Source organism: Lentimicrobium sp. S6 (genome assembly GCF_013166635.1).
Classification (GTDB): domain Bacteria; phylum Bacteroidota; class Bacteroidia; order Bacteroidales; family UBA12170; genus UBA12170.
Genome location: NZ_JABKBZ010000049.1, coordinates 1 through 22,542, shown reverse-complemented (window position 1 = coordinate 22,542; position 22,542 = coordinate 1). Strand labels below are relative to the sequence as shown.

Here is a 22,542-nt window from a genome sequence, read left to right as displayed (position 1 = left end):
ATAAATTAACAGACTGGAAATGACAGCAGTATTATGTTCCGTTCCGAACACTTATGTCCAATTTCGAACACCAGTATGCTAAGGCTTTTTAGACATGAAAAATTCCAATTTCCCACCTTTTGCTAATTCTAAATGATTTAAGGAGTAATCCGTGATCGCAAGCCCGTTCCATAGCACTTTCTTTACATAAACATGATTTTCAGATTGCTTATGGCAGATAATTTCGATTTCCTTACCATCCTCTAATTTGATATTTGCAGCATTCACCAAGGGACTTCCCAAGGCATAGATAGGAGAACCAGGCAATACTGGATAAAATCCTAAAGAACTGAAAACATACCAAGCACTCATCTGGCCCGCATCATCGTTTCCACAGAGGCCATCCACATCGTTGGTATACATTTCATCTAAAATCATCCTCACTCTTTCTTGGGTTTTCCATGCATCGTTGGTCCAATTATAAAGATATGGAATATGATGTCCTGGCTCGTTTCCGTGTACATAGTTTCCTATGATTCCATCTCTGGTAATGTCTTCATTTTTCTCAATAAATTTATCTTCAATTGGAGTTGTGAAAATTTTATCTAAATGCTGACTAAACTCATCTTTTCCGCCCATCATGGCAATCATTTTGTCTACATTTTGAGGAACATACAATCCATAATTCCAAGCATTGCCTTCAATAAAACCCTGACCATGTGTATCTAGAGGATCGAAATCTTTGCGCCATTCTCCGTTGGAAAGCTTAGGTCGCATATAATTAGAAACCGAGTCGAAGACATTTATATAATAAGTAGCTCTATTGTTAAAATCCTCATAGACCAAGTCGTTTTGAGCCTTCTGAGCCATTTGAGCAATACACCAGTCATCATAAGCATATTCTAAAGTTTTGGATACTGAAGAGCCACTTAAATCTTCAGCTACATAACCTAATTCCATATAGCTTTCTAATCCATCGTAATAGCTAAGCTGAGCGGAGTTAACACAAGCTTTGATTGCTCTGTCTAATTCCACATCTGTGGTTTTTTTGGCAATGGCATCGGCAATAACAGAAACAGAATGATAACCTACCATACACCAATTTTCATTGGCATAATGACTCCAAACGGGAAGCATTTTATGCACACTTTGATCGTGATGAGCTAAAAGGGAATGAACCATATCATTATTTCGGCTGGGCTGAATCAAATTAAAAAGAGGATGTAAAGCGCGATAAGTATCCCAAAGGGAGAAGATGGTATAATTAGTAAACCCTTCTGATTGATGGATATTTTGGTCTAAACCACGATACCGACCATCCACATCTTCGTAAATAATGGGACTGAGAAAAGTATGATAAAGCGCAGTATAGAAAGTTTCCATCTGCTCAGGAGTTCTCATTTCTACCTGAATCTTGGATAACTCTTGATTCCATTTTTCTTGTGCTTCTTGTTTCACTTGCTCAAAATCCCAGTGGGGAATTTCAGCTTCCATGTTTTTGATGGCTCCCTCAGTACTCACCGAAGACAAAGCCATTTTTACCTGAAGCTCCTCTCCTTCTTTCATGTCGAAATCGAAATAAGCTCTAATTTCTTGTCCAGCCATTTCTGGAAAGTTCTTCTCCTCCTCGAACTTTCTATAAAAGCCATTATATTTTACTTCTTCATATCTTTTTTGACCATAGCTTTTGAAAGGCTTGGAGAATTCCATGGCGAAATATACCATCTTTGTTCTAGCCCATCCATTGGTTTGTCGATATCCTGTAATCAGGGAATCATTCTCCACTCTGATGAAAGTCCAAACATTTTTTCCTTCATAATTATAGATATTATAAACCATATCGAGAATGATATGAGCTTCTTGAGTTTCGGGGAAAGTATAGCGATGAAATCCCACACGCTCGGAGGAGGTCATTTCAGCAAATACCTCATAATCTTCCAAATTAACCGCATAATATCCAGGTTCTGCTATTTCAGTATCGTGAGAAAAATGAGAGAAATAGCCACTACCAGCTTCTTCCGCTTGGCCGGGATTTAAAGTCAACGCTCCAACTGTAGGCATAACGAGTAAATCTCCCAAATCGGCATGACCTGTCCCACTCATATGGGTATGGGCAAATCCAAAAATAGTAGAATCCTCATATTGATATCCTGAGCAATATCTATAGGTCTCACTATTGTAAGAACCATCCTCTTTATGCATGGCTTGCTGGTTCGTTTCCGGACTCAGCTGCACCATTCCAAATGGAACCGTAGCTCCAGGGAAGGTATGACCCATATTTTTTGTCCCAATCAATGGATTTACATATTGGGTATAATCGGTTTGCGCAAAAGAGATATTTAAAGCAAATAACACTAAAAAGAAGAGGTAAATTTTTCTCATCACTTATTATTTTAATCGTTTATTTATGTGTTGCTAAAATAGAGAAATGTTTGAAATCAAATAGCTTAATAGACAGATTTTGAAAAATATTCTGCAATCACCTAAATCCTATAAGCTTATGAATCAATATTTTAATACTAAACTTTTTAGTTTTGGCTATATAGGTAACACAGCTCTCCTGAGCTGTGAAAAAGAAGTTTGCAGTTATACAAAAGCAGTTCGGGAGAACTACTTTACTCCAAAAAAAAGTCCAGTGAGTTCGGACTACAAGTAACACAGCTCTCCCGAGCTGTAAGCTAAATTTACAAAAAAATAATCGCAGTTCAGGAGAACTGCGTTACTTGTAATAAAAAAGCCCTCAGCAAATGCTAGGGCTTTGAATATCATATATTATGATTGCATTTAGTTATTCAACATAACTGGCATGATCAACATTAAAATATCTTCGTTTTCATCGTTGCTATCTGGAATAATCAAACCCGCTCTGTTTGGCTGCGACATATGAACACTAATTTCTGTAGAGTCTAGGTTGTTCAACATTTCAAGAAGAAAACGAGAATTGAATCCTATATCCATATCTTCTCCATTATAACTACAACTTAATCTTTCTTGAGCAGCATTGCTATAATCTAAATCCTCGGCAGAAAGCAATAATTCCTGACCAGTGATTTTCAAGCGAATTTGATGAGTAGATTTATTAGCGAAAATAGACACACGACGAATCACATTTAAAAATGCCATTCTATCCACTGTTAATACATTTGGATTTTCTTTAGGAATAACGGCTTCGTAGTTTGGATATCTACCATCCACTAATTTACAAACCAACTTCACATTATCGAAAGTAAAAATGGTATTCTTCTCTGTATATTCAACTTTAACTGGTGAATCATCATTAGCCAAAGTATTCTTTAATAAGTTTAAAGGCTTCTTAGGAAGTATGAAACTTACTTGAGAACCTGGTTCCACATTTGTTCTGCGGTATCTTACCAATTTGTGAGCATCAGTAGCTACAAAAGTAATGTCATTATCGTGCATGTCGCAAAAAACACCTGCCATTACCGGACGAAGTTCATCGTTTCCAGTCGCAAATAATGTTTTATTGATAGCACTCACCATCATTGAAGATTCCATTTCTACACTAACAGCCTCTGCCATTTCTGGAAGTTTTGGAAATTCTTCTGCATTATATCCTGATAAATTATATTTACCGTCACCAGCAGCTAGTTCAATTTTGTGCTCCGAATCTATAGTAAAAGTAATCGGTACATTTGAAAATGCTTTCAACATATCGATAAGCAAACGAGCTGGAACCGCAACTTGTCCGTCGTCTTCTGCCATCTCTAACTCCAAATCAACAGTCATGATGGTTTCCAAATCACTGGCTGTTATGGCTAGGGTATTTCCTTTTAATTCAAATAAGAAATTATCTAAAATAGGAAGTGTATTCTTAGAATTTAACACTCCACCCAGAGCTTGAACACTCTTTAACAAGTTTATACTGTTGACAATAAATTTCATATATGTATCGTTTAATATCTGATTTTAAAAAAGGTAAAATTAATAAAAAAGCCATAATATGTACGCATAGAAATTCGTTTTTTTCAACAGCTTTATTTGATAAACTAAATAAGATTAAAATCACACAAAGTTTTATTGCGAAAAACCATCAGTTTTCTAATTTTGTAACGAATAAAAATCATAAACATAAAACCAATCCAATGATTACGAAGCCTATCAAATATTTTTTCAGTATTCTTTTATTAGTTGCCGTTTTTAGTTCTTGTCAGCAAAGTGAATATGATCAATTATCCTCTCAAATCTCAGACATGGAAAAACAATTGTTTGAGGAAAAAGCAGGAATAATTGACAAAAAAGAAGCTGCCAACATGATTCAGTATTATGTGAAATTTGTAGATACGTATCCGGAAGATGAAAAAAGTGCTGAATATTTATTTAAAGCAGCTGATATTAGTATTAATGTTTTCCATTCTCAAAATACAGTGAAGCTATTTGATAGAGTTATCAAGGAATATCCTTATTATGAGAAGGCGCCACAAGCTTTATTTTTAAAAGCATTTACTTATGAGAACTATCTAAACAAGATGGATAAGGCTAAAGAAAGCTACAAATTGTTTTTAAGCAAATACCCAGACCACTCTTTTGCTAACGATGCTCAGGTTTCTTTAAATAATTTAGGAAAATCTCCAGAGGAAATCATCAAAGCTTTTAACGAAAGTAGGCAGTAGTTTATCCTATTTTTCGAATAAACTCTACTAGGTCATCCTCCGGTCTTAAATCCAATTTCTTACGAAGTTTATAGCGAGCTGTTTTTACACTTGCAGGCTCTATATTCATTACGGATGCACTTTCCTTAATATTCATATTGAGCTTTAATAGGGCACAAAGTTTTAAATCGTTGGGCGTTAAGTCCCTACTGATTTTCGCCAACTCCTCATAAAATTGCTTATTAACATCCTCAAAATAGAGCTTAAAGAGATCCCAATCTTTTTCTGAGCGTAGATTTTTCTTGATGAGCATTTTTATTCTGTTCAATGCTGGTTTATTATCATGATTAGCTTTTTTAGCTATCGCTACTAACTCTTCTTGTATCTCTTGCATCAAAGTGTTTTTCTGCATCATATTCAATGCATGAGTAGTGAGCTGCCTGCTTTTATACTGAATCTCCATTTTTAATTCCTGTTCTTTTAATTGGCTTTTCTCTAATTCTGCTTTTGCCAATTCCTTTTCTCGTTTTAAAACTATTTGTTCTTTTTCATGGAGTAATCTATCTTTTTTGCGCTTCATCCTCACTAAAAAAGCAGAGAATCCAAAAACTAATAATAAAGCTGCCATCCCCCACCACAATCTCTGCTTTTGAGTTTTTTCTACTTCTAGGTCGTAATTGAGCTGTAAATTCTCTTTATCAGTTTCAGCTGTTTGATATTTGGTCTGAAGCTCCATAAAGCGTTCATCACTTTCTGCGTTATAAATACTATCGTGCAACAAGAAATAGGATTCCTGTGCTTCAAAGGCTTTTTCAAAATCATTTTTTCTGGAATAAGCCACTTTTAAGATTTTATAATTCATGCTAGAGGTTAATATTTCACCAGTTGCATTAGCAAAAGATAGGCTTTTCAATGCATATACAATAGCACTATCATTTTCATTGTTATTTAAATAATGGTGAGCCAAATTGCTAAAAGAATTAGAAATTCCGCTAATATCCTTCATTCTTTTATTTATCGCTAGGGCTCTAAGCATATATTCCTTAGACTTTTCCCATTGTTTAAGGTCTGTGTATATGATGCCCAAATTAACCAAAACTGTAGCAGTAGATTTTGATCTACCCAAAATATCACATAATTCTAATGACTTATGATAATATTCAAGAGCTTTAACTGTATCTCCGGTTTTTTTATAACTCACTCCAAGGTGATTATAGCCTCGAATATACATTAGCGAATCTTTAGCTCTATTTGAAAATTCCAATCCTTTATTCACATATTCAATTGCTGCAGCATAGTCCTCTTTTCTATTGCAAATTCCTCCAAGGTTTACAAAACCTATTCCCAATCGTCTAGGGTCTACATTTAGTTTTTCTTTTTCTTGAAGCGAAATGAGCATATAATAAAATGCGGAATCATAAATCCCCAAATTGGTATAAGCGGCACCCAAATTATTACAGATTAATGCATACTTATAAGGATCTAACTTATCGACATTTGCAGGGTTCTTCATGAACAAAAGATACAACTCAAGGCTTTTTTGATTGTACTTCTTAGCTGCGATGTAGTCACCTTTTGCGTCAAAAGAATAAGCCTTTTCCACATTAAAGCGCACCATCAATAAAGTATCATTCATTTCTCTACTAATATCTAAAGCCCTATCAATAAAATAGTTTATGGAATCTCCTTGTTTTAAAAAATAAGATAAATTAATCAAGTTCACCAAACAATCAATTTGCGAGGAGGGTATTTTACTCAAACGAAAAGCCTTAGAATAATAATCTTGTGAGCTGACATTTTCTTTTCTAAAAGTCACTTCTCCTAATGCCATTAAGACTTCAACCTTGCCCTCCCCATCACTTTCTAAAAGCTCCATTTTTAAACTATCTAGTTTTGTTTCCTGAGACCAAAGTGGCGAAATCAGAACAAAAAAACTTAGCAAACTCAAAAGATAAAAACGCTTCATTTTAAACATAATAGAGGTATGAATTAATAATTTCAATTCAAATATAGGTATATTTAAAATGCCAAGAGAGCCAGAAAACCTTAACAATAAAAAAGAATAAGAAAAAATCACATACCACTGATTATAAGACATTTAAAAATCATAACACACATCGTTTTCTACCTAATTTCTACCTAAACAAACAGGTCAGACTACCTATCATCTACCCAAATTATTTCTTAAACCATCCTCCATCAAATACATTTGCCGAAAACAATGAAACAATATGCAACACATTCTCACACATACCCATAATAACACCCTGTTTTTGCAGACCGCAGAAATAGTACAAAATGGAACTGTCAGCATCCTTGATCAAAATGAAAGAGTTTTGGCTCAATTCAAAATGGAACAAACCAACTATCTCTCACAGGAAATTGAATTACCAAGCGGACCGTATTCAATCCATTTTGAAGAGTTAGACTTCTCTTGGAAAAAGCAGATTCTAATTTAAAATCAAATTTTTATAAAAAACTCAAAATTGAACAAAATGAAAACACGATTACTATTTTTAATGTTATTCTTAGGTTTTATATCAATAAGCCAAGCCCAAGTTTCTATCAATACCGAAGGAAACGACCCTCATGAATCAGCCATGCTCGATGTATCTAGCAACGAAAAAGGATTATTAATCCCTAGCATGAGTGCGATAGAAAGAGAAGCCATTTCAAATCCAGCCAATGGCTTGATGGTTTTTGATATTGACAACAGCAGCTTTTGGTTTTATAGTACCTCAACCAATCAATGGGAAGTGATGACAGGAGCTATTGTGACTGCTTTAAATGATTTAATGGATGCCAGAACCAATACCACCAGCATTTTCATTGGCGACATGTCTGGTCAACACATATCAGGAAATAATAATGTCACATTGGGAGTGGGCGCCATGAGAAATCATGAAGAAGCTCATGCTAATGTAGCTATTGGATATTTTGCAGGCTATACTTCTGAGCCCTCCGATGCTTCAGGAAATATTTTTATTGGGAATGAAGCGGGTTCTGGAAATACCGAAAGCCACCAGCTCATTATTGATAATGGAGCCACTGAAAATCCACTTATACATGGCAATTTCTTAGAAGATCATTTAAAAATAAATGGAACACTTCAAATTACCGGAGGAAACCCTGAGGAGGGCAAAGTATTAACAACAGATGGTAATGGAATAGCCTCTTGGGAGACCATTCCATCAGGAGTCAATGAGTTAAACGAGCTTAGCGATGCTAAAACAAGCAGTAATAGCCTTTTTCTAGGAGCAGAATCAGGAATATTGGATAACGGAGAACTCTCAAATACTGGCCTTGGTCAGATGAGTTTAAAAAATAATTATGGCGGTGAAGCAAATACAGCGGTAGGCTTTGGAACATTAAGCAATAATGAAGTGGGTAGTGAAAATACAGCCATTGGCTCCATGAGTTTGGCTTCCAATACTGTCGGTTTAAATAATACTGCGGTAGGCTTTACTGCAATGGCCATTAATACTTCAGGAACCGAAAATGTAGCCATTGGTAGCAGAGCCCTTTTGATGCAAACAGCAGGAAATAACAATACCGCAATTGGAACAGGTGCTGGACAAAATGCAGGACAAAGCAGCGAAGGCAATGTTTTTATTGGATATGAAGCCGGAAAGGAAGAAGAAGGCAGCAACAAACTGTATATTGAAAATTCCAGCTCATCTAATCCACTTATCGCCGGAGATTTCGAAACAGATCAAGTTAAGATCAATGGTGAATTAACAATTCTAGATGAGCTTACAGTCCAAGAAGAAATAACTAGTTACGGTGATATCAATACACTAAATAGCCTCAATGTCAATCAAGATATAAATGTTAGTAATAACGGAATCATCAATAAAGATCTAACTATAAATGAAAATTTAATAGTGAATGATAGTGCCATCATCAATACAAACCTTACTGTAAATGAGCAGATTCGTATTTCAGGTGGAAATCCTGGAGAAGGAAAAGTATTAGTTTCGGATGCTAATGGACTTGCCTCTTGGCAAGAATCTGAAAATTCTGGACCTAATGAACTAAACGATCTTGAAGATGCAAAAACCATATACTCAAGTGTTTTTATTGGTGAGAGTTCAGGACTAAACGAAACCGTGAATAATTACAATACCGCGCTTGGTTATCAATCATTAATGAGTAATACAGGCGGTAGCGGAAACAATGCCTTTGGTAAAGAAGCTATGCTGAATAATTCCTACGGGGATAATAACACTGCCATGGGTCTAAAATCCCTATATTCTAACACTCAAGGCAGTAATAATATCGCCATTGGTGGCTCTGCCCTTTACCATAATAGCTTAGGAAATTATAATACAGTAATAGGATATCAAGCAGGAAAAGGAACCGAGAATACCAATATCTCAGGAAGTGTTTTCATTGGTCAGAAGGCGGGTTATAACGAAACAGAAAGCAACAAGCTTTATATAGAAAACACCTCCTCTTCAACACCTCTTATTGGTGGTGATTTTAGCACCGATGAAGTTGAAATTAATGGCACCCTGAAAATCACCGGTGGTAATCCTGGTCCAGGAAAAGTTTTAGTTTCCGATGAAGAAGGTAAAGCAAGCTGGGAAACATCGGAATCAGGAGCCAATTCTATAGATGATTTAAGCGATGCTAAAAACGATAATTCAAGTATCTATATCGGAACCATTGGTGCAGCTGACAATGGAAGTAATAATAATACAGCGGTGGGTATTTCTGCTCTGAATTCCAACCAAATTGGCGCTAACAACACTGCTTTTGGTAAACTGTCTCTATTCTCTAACAATAGCGGAAGTCATAACTCTGCTTTTGGAGCTGGGAGCATGGAATTAAACACCAATGGTGTTCGAAATACAGCCATGGGTTCAGGAGCATTATACAATACGGGGTCTGGTTCAAATAATACTGCTATTGGATATGAAGCTGGTTTCGGAAGTTACGGTTCAAACTCTTCAGGGAATGTATTTTTAGGATATCAAGCCGGTTATAATGAAACAGGAAGCAACAAGCTTTATATCGATAATAGCAATACCTACTTTCCTCTAGTCTATGGTGATTTTGATCAAAATCAATTAGAAGTAAATGGTGAATTTAAAGTAGCAAATGGAAGTTTCAATATTCTAAAGGTTAATGATAATAAACTAGAAACGAGTGTAAATATAATTGCTAATGAGAAAATAATCGCAAACAAGGCTATTGAAGCACACGATGATATCATTATCAGCGATAACAAAAACATAACTTACGAAAATGTAAGAACAGGGAAATTACAACTTAGTGGTTTAGATTTTCAAACTTCATTTAACGAGGACTATGGTGTTACTGTTAATTACGGAGCCGGCGGAGTATATATTGAAACCCATTATGTGGATTATCTCTACGCTAATTTATATGCTCCTGTGAAGCTCCCTCAGAATGTGACCATCACAAAAATGACTACTCACATATCTGGCAGTATTACTACAAATGTTGATATCATACTTATGCGAAAAACGCCAACTCAATTAATAGGTGAAGGAGACGAGCTAAGTATGACAAATTTTACTTTCAATACTAATGAGTTAACAAGTTATTCCATTTATAACTTTGATTACCCTACCATTGATAATGATTATGTATACTTTATACGATTTCGAGGGATGATTACGACACCGGAGGAAACTAATTGGGGAGGACTTGGAGTACTAACTGTCACTTTAGAATATGAGTACCAATCATTAAATTACTAAACAAAGGAGCCATCATGAAAAGCACAACAAAAACCCTCTTGGCTATGAGTCTACTCCTCTTTTGGAGCACCGTCTCTGCCGATGGAGTCATAAAAAACGGAGCTAAACTAAAGCTCAAAAAAGGAACTCATCTTATTGTAAAAAATGATTTACAAATTCAAAATAACGCCTCAGTCATTATTGAAGGTATGTTAAGCATCGATGGAGAATTATCAAATGAGAATAGCTATCAAGGTATTATCATCACTTCGGATTTAGACAACACAGGCTCTCTCATACAAGAAATGGGTAATGCTCCAGCTACCGTGAACAGGTTTATGAGAAACCGAAGCACACACTTTATTGGAGCTCCAGTTACTGGTGAACTCAGAGAAGTATTAGATTTCGGAGGAGACCCTTTTACCCAAGTCTATTCTTTTAATGAAGCCTCCTCAAATTATCAAATTATTAATGACGGCAACCATGAGTTGATAAATGGTGCAGGATATCGATATTATATTGGTTCCAGTTCAAGCCAAGGAGTAACACCAAGTTTTCAAGGTGAGCTTTTTGCCGAGGATCTTGAATTGGATCATAATTCAATTCCAGCTTTACAACATCAACATAGAGGCTTCAATTTAATTGCCAATCCCTACGCATCAGCCATTGATTGGGACGATGAGAGTATTGAAGTATCTAATATGGAACACAGCGTTTGGGTTTATGATGGTAGAAAAAGAAGATTCAGGTATAGAAATTCTTCTGGTTATGGTTCACTTACAGAAGGGATTATTCCAATGGGACAAGGGTTTTTAATTAAAACACGAACGGAGGAGGCTAGCATTACAATTCCCAAGCAAGCTAGAAGACATGCCGCAAACGAATTTTACAAATCAGAAAATGCAATAGATAGCGAAGTGAGTTATTTGGTTTTCCATGTCAAACAAGACACCCTAGAAGATGAGATTTGGCTAGGTTACCAATGGGATTCCTCCGATGACTTTGATAATGGAATTGATGTTTCAAAACTCTTCCATTTCGAAGAAGTTCCTCAATTTTATTCTGTGCAAAACGAGGACCAATTAAGCATAAATATGATAGAGGAACCTCTGGAAACAGCAAAAATTATCCCTATACATTTTTTAGCTGGAATAGCCGGAACACATGAACTATCATTAGTCGAATTCCAAGGATTTGGGGATAAAGATTTACTACTCGAGGATTTACTCACTGGAATTTGGTATCCAATAGAAGATTTCTCCAGTGTTGAATTCCAGAGCAGTCCAGAGGATGAATCTTTAAGGTTTCTGCTTCATATCAACCAAACAGTGAATACCAACGACCTTGGTTCTGAACTATCAAATGTTCAGATATACTCATGGGATAAACAAATCTATATCAATTCTAAAGGGGTGCTTAAAAACCAAACGAAACAGGTCAAAATCTTTGATATTAATGGGCGCTTATTATCTCAGCAAAACTCAGCAGCTGAGCCAGAAACTATAATTAAAAACCCATTTCAAAATCAAATTTTAATCATAGAATGTATTTACACCAAGCAAAGCTTCCAACAAAAAATCATCAAACTTAAATAGCATTATTATATTGAGTTTTTAATGCCGGAATAATTCAATTCCGGCATTTTTTAATACTAATTCTCAAGATACACATACCATAGGTTAGCGACAGAAAAAATAGCGAAAAAAAATGAATCAAGACCCAAATCAAGCCTTTAAAAATCAAATAACACACTCATTTTAAGCACTGTTAATTTCTTTCTCTAATTAATTTTTTAAAGACAAAATATTATCCTATTTTTGCGCCTTGAAAAATTAGGATTATAATAAAACTCTAAACACATGCAAAACAAAGGAGCTATACGTCTATTTGCCATCGTTTTTGCCGCAGTTTGTATATTCCAGTTGTCTTTTACCTTCTTCGCAAGAAAAGCTGAAAGCAATGCTGTTGAATACGCTAGCGCACCAGAAGCCGTTGAAATGGCAAATGTTTTAGCAAACGGGAACGCCCTGAAAGAAGGGATGCTTTTTGATTCTATCTCAAAAGCAAGAGAGAAATTTTACCTTGACTCTCTACAAAACGAGGTAGTATTCAATATTTTAATAAGAGAATACACCTACAAGGAAGTAAAAGAAAGAGAAATCAACTTAGGTCTTGACCTTAAAGGTGGTATGAACGTAACTTTAGAAGTTTCTGTTCCAGACATCATTGTTGCTTTATCGGGTAAAAGTAAAAACGTTACTTTTAGAAAAGCCATTGATATGGCTCGTGAAATGCAAAAAAGTACTGATGACGCTTTCTTGAATTTATTTCGTCAATCTATTAACGAAGTAGATCCAAACTTTAGCCTTGCTACAGTATTTAGTACAATTGATTTAAAAGACAAAATCAATTATAACTCAACTAACGACGAAGTATTTGCTGTTTTAGAAGGTGAAGTTGACGGTGCAATCGACCGTACTTTCAACATCTTAAACACTCGTATCAACAGATTCGGTGTTTCTCAACCTAATATCCAGCAATTAGCAACCAAAGGCCGTATCTTAGTTGAACTTCCTGGCATTAAAGATCCAGACCGTGTAAGAAAACTTCTTCAGGGTACTGCTCAACTAGAGTTCTGGGAAACTTGGGAATTTTCTGAAGTAGTTGCTTATTTTGCTCAAGCTAACCAAACATTAGCCCAAAAGAATGCTGCTAATAAAGTTTTAGAAAAAGTAGCTGAAGATAAAGCTGCCGAAATCGTTAATGAAGAAACTGCAGCTGAAACAGCTGCTGAGGTTGAAACAGCCACTGCTGATGCTGCTGAAGGTAATTCTTTAATGGACGAGATTGAATCAGATACAACAGCTATTGACGAAGAATTAGCTGCAAATCAGTTCTACGAAAACAATCCAATTTACGAATATCTACAGCCTAACTTCCAACAAGACCCTAATTCTGGTCAGGTTTATCCTGCCAAAGGTGCTAGTGTTGGTTATGCTTCAGTTAAAGATACTTCTCGTGTAAACGCCATGTTGAAAATGACAAAAAGCATTTTCCCAAATAATGTACGTTTCATGTGGACTATCAATCCAGTTGAAAAAGGTTCTGACATTCACCGATTGGTTGCTATTAAAGTAACATCTCGCGATGGAGAACCTGCTCTTGGTGGTGACGTAATTGTTGATGCTTCTCAAGACTTTAGTCCAACCGGACAAGTTGAAGTTTCAATGAGTATGAATGCTGAAGGTGCTTTAACATGGAAAAGATTAACTGGTGAAAATATTGGACGTCAGATTGCAATTGCGCTTGACGGATTTATTTATAGTTTCCCTAATGTTAATTCTGAAATCGCGGGTGGACGCTCTTCTATCTCTGGTGGTGGAATGACAGTAGATGAAGCACAGGATATTGCAAACATTCTTAAAGCTGGTAAATTACCTGCTCCTGCTCGTATTGTTCAGGAAGAAGTAGTAGGTCCTTCTTTAGGTCAAGAAGCTATTAGCTCGGGTCTTTGGTCATTCGTGATTGCCTTTATGCTTGTATTGGCTTATATGATTTTCTTTTATAGCAGAGCTGGTTGGGTAGCGGATTTAGCCCTAATCATTAATCTTCTATTCATCTTCGGGGTTTTGGCTTCTCTTGGAGCAGTATTAACACTTCCTGGTATTGCCGGTATTGTTCTAACAATTGGTATGGCTGTGGATGCGAACGTAATTATCTTCGAACGTATTAAAGAAGAGGTAAATCTTGGAAAAGGAATTCGTTTAGCTATCACAGATGGATATAAAAATGCTTATTCTGCGATCATTGATGGTAACGTAACCACATTGCTTACTGCTTTTGTTTTATATACATTTGGTTCTGGTCCTATTCAAGGTTTCGCAACCACTCTTATCATTGGTATCTTTGCGTCTTTATTCTCAGCAATCTTTATCACTCGAATTGTTTTTGCTAATTTATTAGATAAAAACCAAGTGGTTAAGTTCAGTACTAAAGCAACTAAAGACTTCCTTAAGAATACTAAGATTGACTTCTTAGCTAAAAGAAAAATTGCATATGTTATTTCTGGTATCTTAATTGTATTAAGTATTGGTTCATTAGGAGTACGTGGATTAAGTTATGGTGTTGATTTTGCTGGAGGTAGAACTTATATCGTGCGTTTCGACCAATCAGTAAACACAACTGACATTCGCGAATCTTTAGCTACAGAGTTTGAACAAACTCCAGAAGTTAAAACATTCGGTGCTGATAGCCAAGTTAAGATTACTACTCAATATTTAATTGATGATAACAGTGACAACGTTGATGAAATTATTCAGAACAAATTATATACAGCTTTAAAAGGATTTATTGGGCACGAAATTACATATGCACAATTTGCAGGTGATACTGATAGTGAACAAATGGTAGGTATTTTAAGTTCTCAAAAAGTAGGACCTACTATTGTTGATGAGATTATCCGTGGAGCATTCATGGCTATTATCTTCTCATTAATCATTATCTTCGGATATATTGCTATCAGATTTAAGAAATGGCAATATGGTCTAGGTGGTGTTGCTGCTCTTTTCCACGATACTATTATTACTTTAGGTATATTCTCTATGTTCTGGGGATTACTACCATTTAGTATGGAAATGGACCAAGCATTCATCGCGGCGATTCTTACTATCATTGGTTACTCAATTAACGATACCGTAATTATCTTTGACCGTATTCGTGAGTTCGTTGGACTACACAAAAAGACTCCTCTCAAAGATAATATTAACGATGCCTTGAATAGTACTTTAGCTCGTACCATTAATACTTCTGGTACTACATTATTAGTATTATTGGCTATCTTTATCTTTGGTGGTGAAATTATTAGAGGATTTACCTTTGCTCTTCTTGTAGGGGTTCTAGTAGGTACATACTCTTCTCTTTTCACAGCTAGTCCTATCTCTTATGATTTATTAGGTGGAGATAAATTAATAGCAGAAAAAGATAGCAAAACGAAAAAATAATCAAATTGCTATTTGATATATAAAAAAGTCCCGGCTGTTTGTCGGGACTTTTTCTATTTTTGCAAAAACATTTGAAACAATGATGCCAAGTGCACTTTTATTTTTAGATTTTGGAGGAGGAGAAATTCTTATCATCTTATTGGTGATATTGATAGTTCTTGGTCCGAAAAAGATTCCAGAATTCGCTAAAAAAGCTGGACAAGTCATGCGATATATTAGAAATGCTACTGACGATATCAAAAGAGAAATCAATAAGGAAACTGGCGAAATTCAAAAACCTTTTAAATCGGCTTATAATTCGGCTACTGCCTTTAGCGAAAATGCTCACAAAGCCATGAAATCTACTCTTGACGATTTAAATCAAGAAGAGAATCAGGCCAAAGATACTGAGACAAATGAAAGTGATGAAAAAGTCACAAAAAAGGATACGAAATCAACAGAAAAACAATAAATTGCAAAAAGATTTGTTTATTCAGAAACATGAACCTAATGAATAAAATATCATATATACTTTTACTTTCAATTGGCTTATTATTTCAGCCCATTCTTAATGCTCAAAACCGACACATCAGGGCTGGTGATGAAGCTTACCAAGACCAACTCTATAAAGTAGCTGCGGAAAAGTACAAAAAGGGATACAACAAACTAAAAAATAAAGAAGACAAGTTGAATGTTGCCTTCAAAATGGCTGAATCTTATCGTAAGACTAATGACCTTCGCAGAGCTAAAGCTCAATACAAAAGACTTATCCGACTGAATGCACACCAGCAAACCCCGGAAATTGTATTACGTTATGGACAATCCCTTCTCATGCTCGAAGAGTTTAAAGAAGCAGAAGCACAATTTGCCATTTATGATACTTTAGTGGGAGACGATCCTCAAGCAAAAATGGCTGTCGCATCTATTAAGTTTGCTCGCCGTGCTTTAGAGAATCCAAAAAACTATACTTTAGAAAACATCAAAAGAATTAATTCCAAATTTGATGACTTTAGCCCAAGCTATCAAGATAATAACTATCAAAGTTTATACTTCACCTCTTCTCGTGAGGAGGCTCTTGGTAAAAACTTAGATGGTTGGACAGGAGAAAAGTTCTCCGATTTATTTTATGCTAAACTCGATAGAAAAGGCGAGTGGAGTAAACCCGAGTTAGTTGACGAGGAAGATATCATTAATACCAAAGGTAACGAAGGTCAATCCACATTCAATAGCCGGTTTAATAGGATGTATTTTACACGATGCTTTGTAAGCCCAAGCAGACCTTGTGGATGTTTAATTCTCCAATCTAAACGTTCTGGTCGAGATTGGGGAGATCCTGAAGTAGTAGAATTAGGTAGCGATAGTAGTCACGTAGTGGGCCATCCTGCTATAAGCGATGATGAGAAAACTATCATTTTTGCAGCTGATTTTGAAAGAGGCTATGGTGGAAAAGATTTATATATAGCTACAAGGGAAAGCATACAAGATCCTTTTGGGTATCCAACCAACTTAGGTCCACTTGTTAATACCAAACGTGATGAAATGTTTCCATTAATAAGAGATGACAGCACCCTTTATTTCTCTTCAAATGGCCTTGTGAGATTAGGAGGCTTAGATATTTACAAGGTGTTTTTTTATGCAGATACCATATCGGGAGATCCAATCAATATGGGCTTTCCCATAAACTCAGCTGCCGATGATTTTGGTATCATTTTTGACCCAGAGCAACAAGAAGCAGGCTACATGTCTTCCAACCGCCCTGGGGGTCGTGGTGGAGCAGATATTTATTCTTTTATCCTTCCTCCTCTAGAATATACCATTACAGGTGCTGTGACCGATGATTATACCTTTCAAGCAGTGGATGGATTAGATGTATTATTATTGGGTTCCGATGGCAGTGAGAAAAAAGTGAGAACTATTGAAGATGGCACCTTTACCTTCAATACAAAACAAGTATTACCAGATACTGAATACGAATTAGTTTTTGAAAGAGAAGGCTATTTTAGATTGGTATTGAAAGAAACCACTGTAGGTTTAGATCATAGTAAAGACATACAAATGGAAGTGGAATTACAAAGAATTCCAGAGGAGCCCATACTACTGCCTGAAATCCTTTTCGATTTAGCAAAATGGGATCTGAAACCACAGTTTGAGGATAGTTTACAAGGGTTAATTGAAACCATGGATGCCAACCCACACGTCATAGTTGAACTTGGTGCTCATACCGACAATAGAGGTCAGGATGAATCCAACGATATTCTCTCACAAAAACGTGCTGAATCTGTTGTAAATTATCTTATTCTTAGAGGTATTGACCCTGGTCGTTTATTTGCCAAAGGATATGGAGAAAGAGAACCTCGTAGATTAGCAACAGAGGTAAAGAAAAACGGTATCACTTTCCCAGAAGGAGTTACCTTAACCCAAGTTTACATTGATTCATTACCAAAATCCCAGCAGGAAACAGCCCATAGCTTGAACCGTAGAATTGAGTTTAAAATAGTAGGAAAAGATTACCAAGAAAGAGCATTAGCCGAACAAGGTGACACCAGTGATGTTTGGATTCAGATGCGAGAAAGAACAAATAGAGTTTTCTTCAACATGCCTGACAAACAAATGTATAAATTTGAATGTGCAATAAATGGTTATACCAACGAAGTCATCTATACACCACTTACTAAACTGGTTACTTGTTCTGTTGATTTTGCTTTAGAATTATTGAAACAAGGAATTATTAAGAAAGAAGACTTCAAAGGAAACCCAGACGATATTATTAGCACTGGAAATATTGAGCACAAATCGGTGTTCACCCTGAAAGATTTTAGAATAGGAAGTAAAACCATCAGAAACTTAGATGTATATGTTTGGCATGGTAGCCTCTACCCTTTCTTTATCAATGAAGTGACTTTGAAGAAATTTGGAACCCCTGTTATTGATGAAAAAAAGAGAAGCATCACTTTCGAATAAAAACAACATGAGCGATTTAAAATATAACCAAAGAGGTGTATCGGCTTCAAAAGAAGACGTGCATGCAGCTATTAAAAATATTGATAAGGGATTGTTTCCTAAAGCATTTTGCAAAGTCATCCCTGACTTACTTACCAATGATGATGAGTATTGTATCATTATGCATGCCGATGGTGCTGGAACAAAATCATCTTTAGGATATATGTACTGGAAAGAAACGGGCGATATTTCTGTTTGGAAAGGAATAGCCCAAGATGCTTTGGTAATGAATTTAGATGATTTACTTTGCGTTGGCGCCACAGATGACATTTTGCTTTCTTCTACTATCGGTCGCAATAAAAACCTCATCACTGGCGATGTGATTTCTGCTTTAATCAATGGTTCTGAAGAACTATTGGCAGAATTAAAAAAATGGGGCGTTAATATCCACTCTACTGGTGGAGAAACTGCAGATGTTGGCGATTTAGTGCGCACTATCATAGTGGACAGTACAGTAACAGCCAGAATGAAACGCTCCGACATTATTGACAATGCCAATATAAAAGCTGGTGATGTGATAGTTGGATTGAGCAGTTCAGGCCAAGCCATATACGAAACCGAATATAATGGAGGAATGGGAAGCAATGGTTTAACAAGTGCACGCCACGATGTTTTCTCTAAATACCTCACCAAGAAATATCCAGAAAGCTATGACCATGCTGTCCCTTGTGATTTGGTTTATTCTGGTGGCATGAGACTCACAGATCCCACAGAAGTGGAGGGTGTGGACGCAGGGAAACTCGTTCTCTCTCCAACTCGCACCTACGCTCCTATTATTAAAAAGATATTGGACAATCATCGCAATCAAATCCATGGTATGGTGCATTGTAGTGGTGGAGCTCAAACTAAGGTTCTTCATTTTATCGACAACCTTCACATCATAAAAGACAATATGTTTGACGTTCCTCCTCTTTTTAAGCTCATACAGGAACAATCTAAAACGCCATGGGAAGAAATGTATAAAGTATTCAATATGGGCCACAGAATGGAATTATATATTCCTGAAGATTTAGCCGAAGATATTATAAATATTTCTGAAAGCTTTAAGGTAGATGCGCAAATTATTGGTAGAGTAGAAAGTAGTGATAACAAAAAACTAACCATAACAAGTGAGTATGGTAAATTCATCTACGAACAAGCATAATGATTTACAATTTTGAAATAATTGAATATTTTTTCAAAAACCCTTGAAATGCCTTTTTCATAGTCGTAACTTTACAATCGAACAATTATTAGGAAACTAGTAAATTTACTGCCTAGAAAAGACCAAACCAATATCATGTACTTTGTACAATTCTCTTTTTGCTTCCTATAGCAGTTCGAAAAGTCATCTTAAATGGATTTTACCGTATTTAAATAAGATATTACAGAACCAAGGCAAGGGAGCCCCCTCTAGTATGCGTTAATTAAACACTCAACGCAAGTAAATAAGCCCAAAGTTTTTCCCTTGTGCTTGGTTTTTTTATGTTTTTTCACAAATCCATTATTCAGAATCCTCTATCTTTGTTGGCATAAAACCCCACTATATAAAATGAAAGGTCCTTTTTATATTTCTTTGTTATCCATTTTACTCATCGCATTATCAATCAATACTTTTGCTCAAAATAAAGTAATTACAGGAATTATTATCGATGAGGAATCTCGTGAACCTTTGGCATTTGTAAACATAGTTACAGAGGATGATAAATATGGAACATCCACTGATATCGATGGATTATTTCAGATGAAAATTCCCAAGAAAACAAAAAGCCTCACACTTTCCTACGTGGGTTATGAGAAGAAAAGTGTCGATATTTCCTATCAAAAGAGCCAGTTTATTTTTAAAATGAAGCCTTTGGCTTATTTGCTTTCTGAGTATGAGGTAACACCTGGAATTAATCCCACACACAGAATCATTAATAATGTCCTGCAATATCGCGATACTAACGACCCAAAAAAACTTCAAAGCTTCTCCTATACTTCCTACGACAAAATGGTAATCACCCTAGATTTGGAAAATAAGACCATGAGTGATTCAGTATTGCTGCTTCCTGATAGCATTAGTAACATTAGCTCCTTTATAAAAGACAAAGACATCCTCTTGATGGAAAACGTAGTGGAGAAAAAATTTATGGCTCCAGAGCGTAATCATGAGAAAATTATAGCTTCCAAAGTTTCCGGCCTTCAGGATCCATTGATTGTTTTCGTGGTTTCACAGATTCAATCCACCTCCTTCTACGATGAAATCATCCACATGGTGAATAATCATTATATCAATCCCATCAGCAAGGGAAGTTTAAGCAAGTATTATTTTCAAATGGAAGATACGACATACTCTAGCCAAGGGGACACCATTTTTTCTATTAGCTATTCTCCTTATTCCGATAAGAATTTCGATGGTTTACAAGGGGTATTAAGCATCAGTACAAAAAAATGGGCTATAGTAAATGTTAGAGCAAAACCCTTAAACAGTGATGAACAAGGCTTTAATATTGAAATACAACAACTTTATGGTTTTGTGGATGGACATTGGTTTCCGACCCAACTAAACACCAATATTATTTTTAATAATACCATAGCCACAACAAATGGAGAACAAGCAAAATTTATCGGTATTGGAAAGAGTTATCATAAAGATGTCATTCTGAATCCGGAGCTTGTGAAACAACAATTTTCGCATATTGAAGTGGAACTGGATCCAAATGCAGGCTATCAAAAAGAGGAATTTTGGAATCGGTACCGAAAAGATTCACTTTCGCAAAGAGACAAAAACACCTACGCTTTTATGGATAGTGTGGGCAAGGCTGAAAATTTTGATAAGACCATAAAACAAGCTGAGACGCTTTTCACTGGTAGGATTCCATGGGGAAAGTTTGATATCCCATTAGACAAATTTGCTGGATATAATAATTATGAAGGCCTCTGGCTTGGAGCTGGATTGAGAACAAATAAAAGGCTGAGTACCAAATGGGATATCGGGATTTATGGAGCCTATGCTTTTAGAGCTCAGAAAGCAAAATATGGTATCAATGGGCAAATCCTTCTATACAAACCTTTTTCCTTGAAGCTTTATGCTGCTTATTCTAAAGATTACCAAGAAGCTGCTGGAGTAGATTTTTATGATAATCATGAAACTACATTTAGCCCTGAGCGATTTAAGAACTTCTTTATTTCTCGTTCCAATTATACTGATAGAAAAGAGATAGCCTTCCGAATTAGGACCCTAAGATATATTCATGCCAGCATTGGAATGAGAGTAGATCATAAGGAGGCTGCCTACGATTATTCTTACCAAGGACAAGAAGCCATCATTCCAGGATACACTTTTGATTTTACTGAAATCAGGCTGGGACTTCGCTTTGCTTTTAAAGAGCGATATTTCGACAATAGCAGAATGCTTCTATCCATGGGAACAAAATATCCTATTGCCTGGTTTAATTATTCAAAAGGATTGAAAGGTATACTCAATGGTGATTATGATTTTCATAGATTCGATTTACGTATTAAGAAGAGCTTCTACACCAAATATTTAGGAGAAACTTCGGTAGATTTAATTGGTGGACTCATCATCGGAGACCTCCCCTATTCTAACCTCTATCGAGGACAAGGTACTTATGGAGTGATTACTGTTTTTGCTCCGGGAAGTTTTGGAAGCATGAGTGCCAACGAGTTTTTATCCGACCGCTATGTTTCTGCTTTTCTTAGCCATAACTTTGGCAACCTCATTTTTCAGGGAAAAAAGTTTAAACCCGAAGTGGTTTTAGTTACAAATATTGGTTTTGGTTGGCTCAATCACCCAGAACAACATTTAAACATTGGTTTTAAAACTATGGAGCATGGTTATTTTGAAAGCGGGATCCTCATCAATGATTTGGTAAATCTCTATCTTTATAATATCGGAATTGGAGCCACCTATCGTTATGGTGCTTATTCAAATAGGCTAGTAGAAGATAATCTTTCTGTGAAAATTAGTTTGACTTTTCCCATTAAACCTGCTTTCAAGGCTGTGGAGTAGGAACCTCAGTTTGACATTAAATTAGGCCACAGCTTCAGATAATTAGCTCATATATGACATAAATTAACGAAAATATTTCGGGTATCTCATTGAATTACATAAATAGAAGGGTTAATTATCGAACCGAGATTAGGAAGAATGAAGTAAGACCGTTGCATGGTAATTAACAAAATAAATCACCTTATATAATTGTATATCAGATAAATAAGTTGTATTTTTATGGTATGAAAATACGTAAGGAACCTACATTAGCAGATAGTATTTGTGATTTA

General features: G+C 35.9%; 12 protein-coding genes. 9 read left to right on the top strand and 3 right to left on the bottom strand.

The genetic code is table 11. The features are described from left to right. Window positions 1-78: 78 nt before the first annotated feature. Both HNS40_RS15025 and dnaN read right to left on the bottom strand, forming a co-directional pair. On the bottom strand, window positions 79-2,361 hold the full coding sequence (locus tag HNS40_RS15025; RefSeq protein WP_172282266.1) for a GH92 family glycosyl hydrolase: 2,283 nt from the start codon (window positions 2,359-2,361) through the stop codon (window positions 79-81). 402 nt (window positions 2,362-2,763) lie between these two features. Beyond that, window positions 2,764-3,882, bottom strand: coding sequence for a DNA polymerase III subunit beta (gene dnaN / locus HNS40_RS15020; RefSeq protein WP_172282264.1), 1,119 nt, complete (start codon window positions 3,880-3,882; stop codon window positions 2,764-2,766). Between the two features lie 200 nt (window positions 3,883-4,082). On the opposite strand from dnaN, the gene HNS40_RS15015 reads away from it, so the two are divergent. Beyond that, window positions 4,083-4,610 carry a tol-pal system YbgF family protein gene (locus HNS40_RS15015; protein ID WP_172282262.1) on the top strand — a complete coding sequence of 176 codons (528 nt, stop codon included), beginning with the start codon at window positions 4,083-4,085 and terminating at the stop codon, window positions 4,608-4,610. Window position 4,611: 1 nt separating this feature from the next. On the opposite strand, the gene HNS40_RS15010 is transcribed toward HNS40_RS15015, so the two are convergent. Further along, a complete protein-coding gene (locus HNS40_RS15010; RefSeq protein WP_172282260.1) occupies window positions 4,612-6,555 on the bottom strand; it encodes a tetratricopeptide repeat protein in 1,944 nt (647 codons plus the stop codon). Between the two features lie 265 nt (window positions 6,556-6,820). On the opposite strand from HNS40_RS15010, the gene HNS40_RS15005 reads away from it, so the two are divergent. The 8 genes from HNS40_RS15005 (at window position 6,821) to HNS40_RS14970 (ending at window position 22,270) form a co-directional block, all read left to right on the top strand. Beyond that, window positions 6,821-7,048 (top strand): hypothetical protein, encoded by a 228-nt coding sequence (locus HNS40_RS15005; RefSeq protein WP_172282258.1) that lies wholly within the window; start codon window positions 6,821-6,823, stop codon window positions 7,046-7,048. A 36-nt stretch (window positions 7,049-7,084) separates the two neighbouring features. Continuing rightward, entirely contained in the window at window positions 7,085-10,318 is a 3,234-nt protein-coding gene (locus tag HNS40_RS15000) for a hypothetical protein (RefSeq protein WP_172282256.1), read from the top strand. A gap of 14 nt (window positions 10,319-10,332) precedes the next feature. After that, window positions 10,333-11,892 (top strand): hypothetical protein, encoded by a 1,560-nt coding sequence (locus tag HNS40_RS14995; RefSeq protein ID WP_172282254.1) that lies wholly within the window; start codon window positions 10,333-10,335, stop codon window positions 11,890-11,892. A 264-nt stretch (window positions 11,893-12,156) separates the two neighbouring features. After that, window positions 12,157-15,297, top strand: a complete 3,141-nt coding sequence (secDF, locus tag HNS40_RS14990; protein ID WP_172282252.1) for a protein translocase subunit SecDF — start codon at window positions 12,157-12,159, stop codon at window positions 15,295-15,297. Window positions 15,298-15,376: 79 nt separating this feature from the next. Beyond that, window positions 15,377-15,748: a twin-arginine translocase TatA/TatE family subunit gene (locus HNS40_RS14985; RefSeq protein ID WP_172282250.1), complete on the top strand. Its 372-nt coding sequence runs from the start codon at window positions 15,377-15,379 to the stop codon at window positions 15,746-15,748. 38 nt (window positions 15,749-15,786) lie between these two features. After that, entirely contained in the window at window positions 15,787-18,237 is a 2,451-nt protein-coding gene (locus tag HNS40_RS14980) for an OmpA family protein (protein WP_172282249.1), read from the top strand. A 7-nt stretch (window positions 18,238-18,244) separates the two neighbouring features. Then, the gene (locus HNS40_RS14975) at window positions 18,245-19,420 is read left to right on the top strand and encodes an AIR synthase related protein (RefSeq protein ID WP_172282248.1); all 1,176 of its coding nucleotides are present in this window, start codon (window positions 18,245-18,247) and stop codon (window positions 19,418-19,420) included. Between the two features lie 387 nt (window positions 19,421-19,807). Beyond that, entirely contained in the window at window positions 19,808-22,270 is a 2,463-nt protein-coding gene (locus tag HNS40_RS14970; RefSeq protein WP_172282247.1) for a DUF5686 and carboxypeptidase-like regulatory domain-containing protein, read from the top strand. Window positions 22,271-22,542 lie beyond the last annotated feature (272 nt).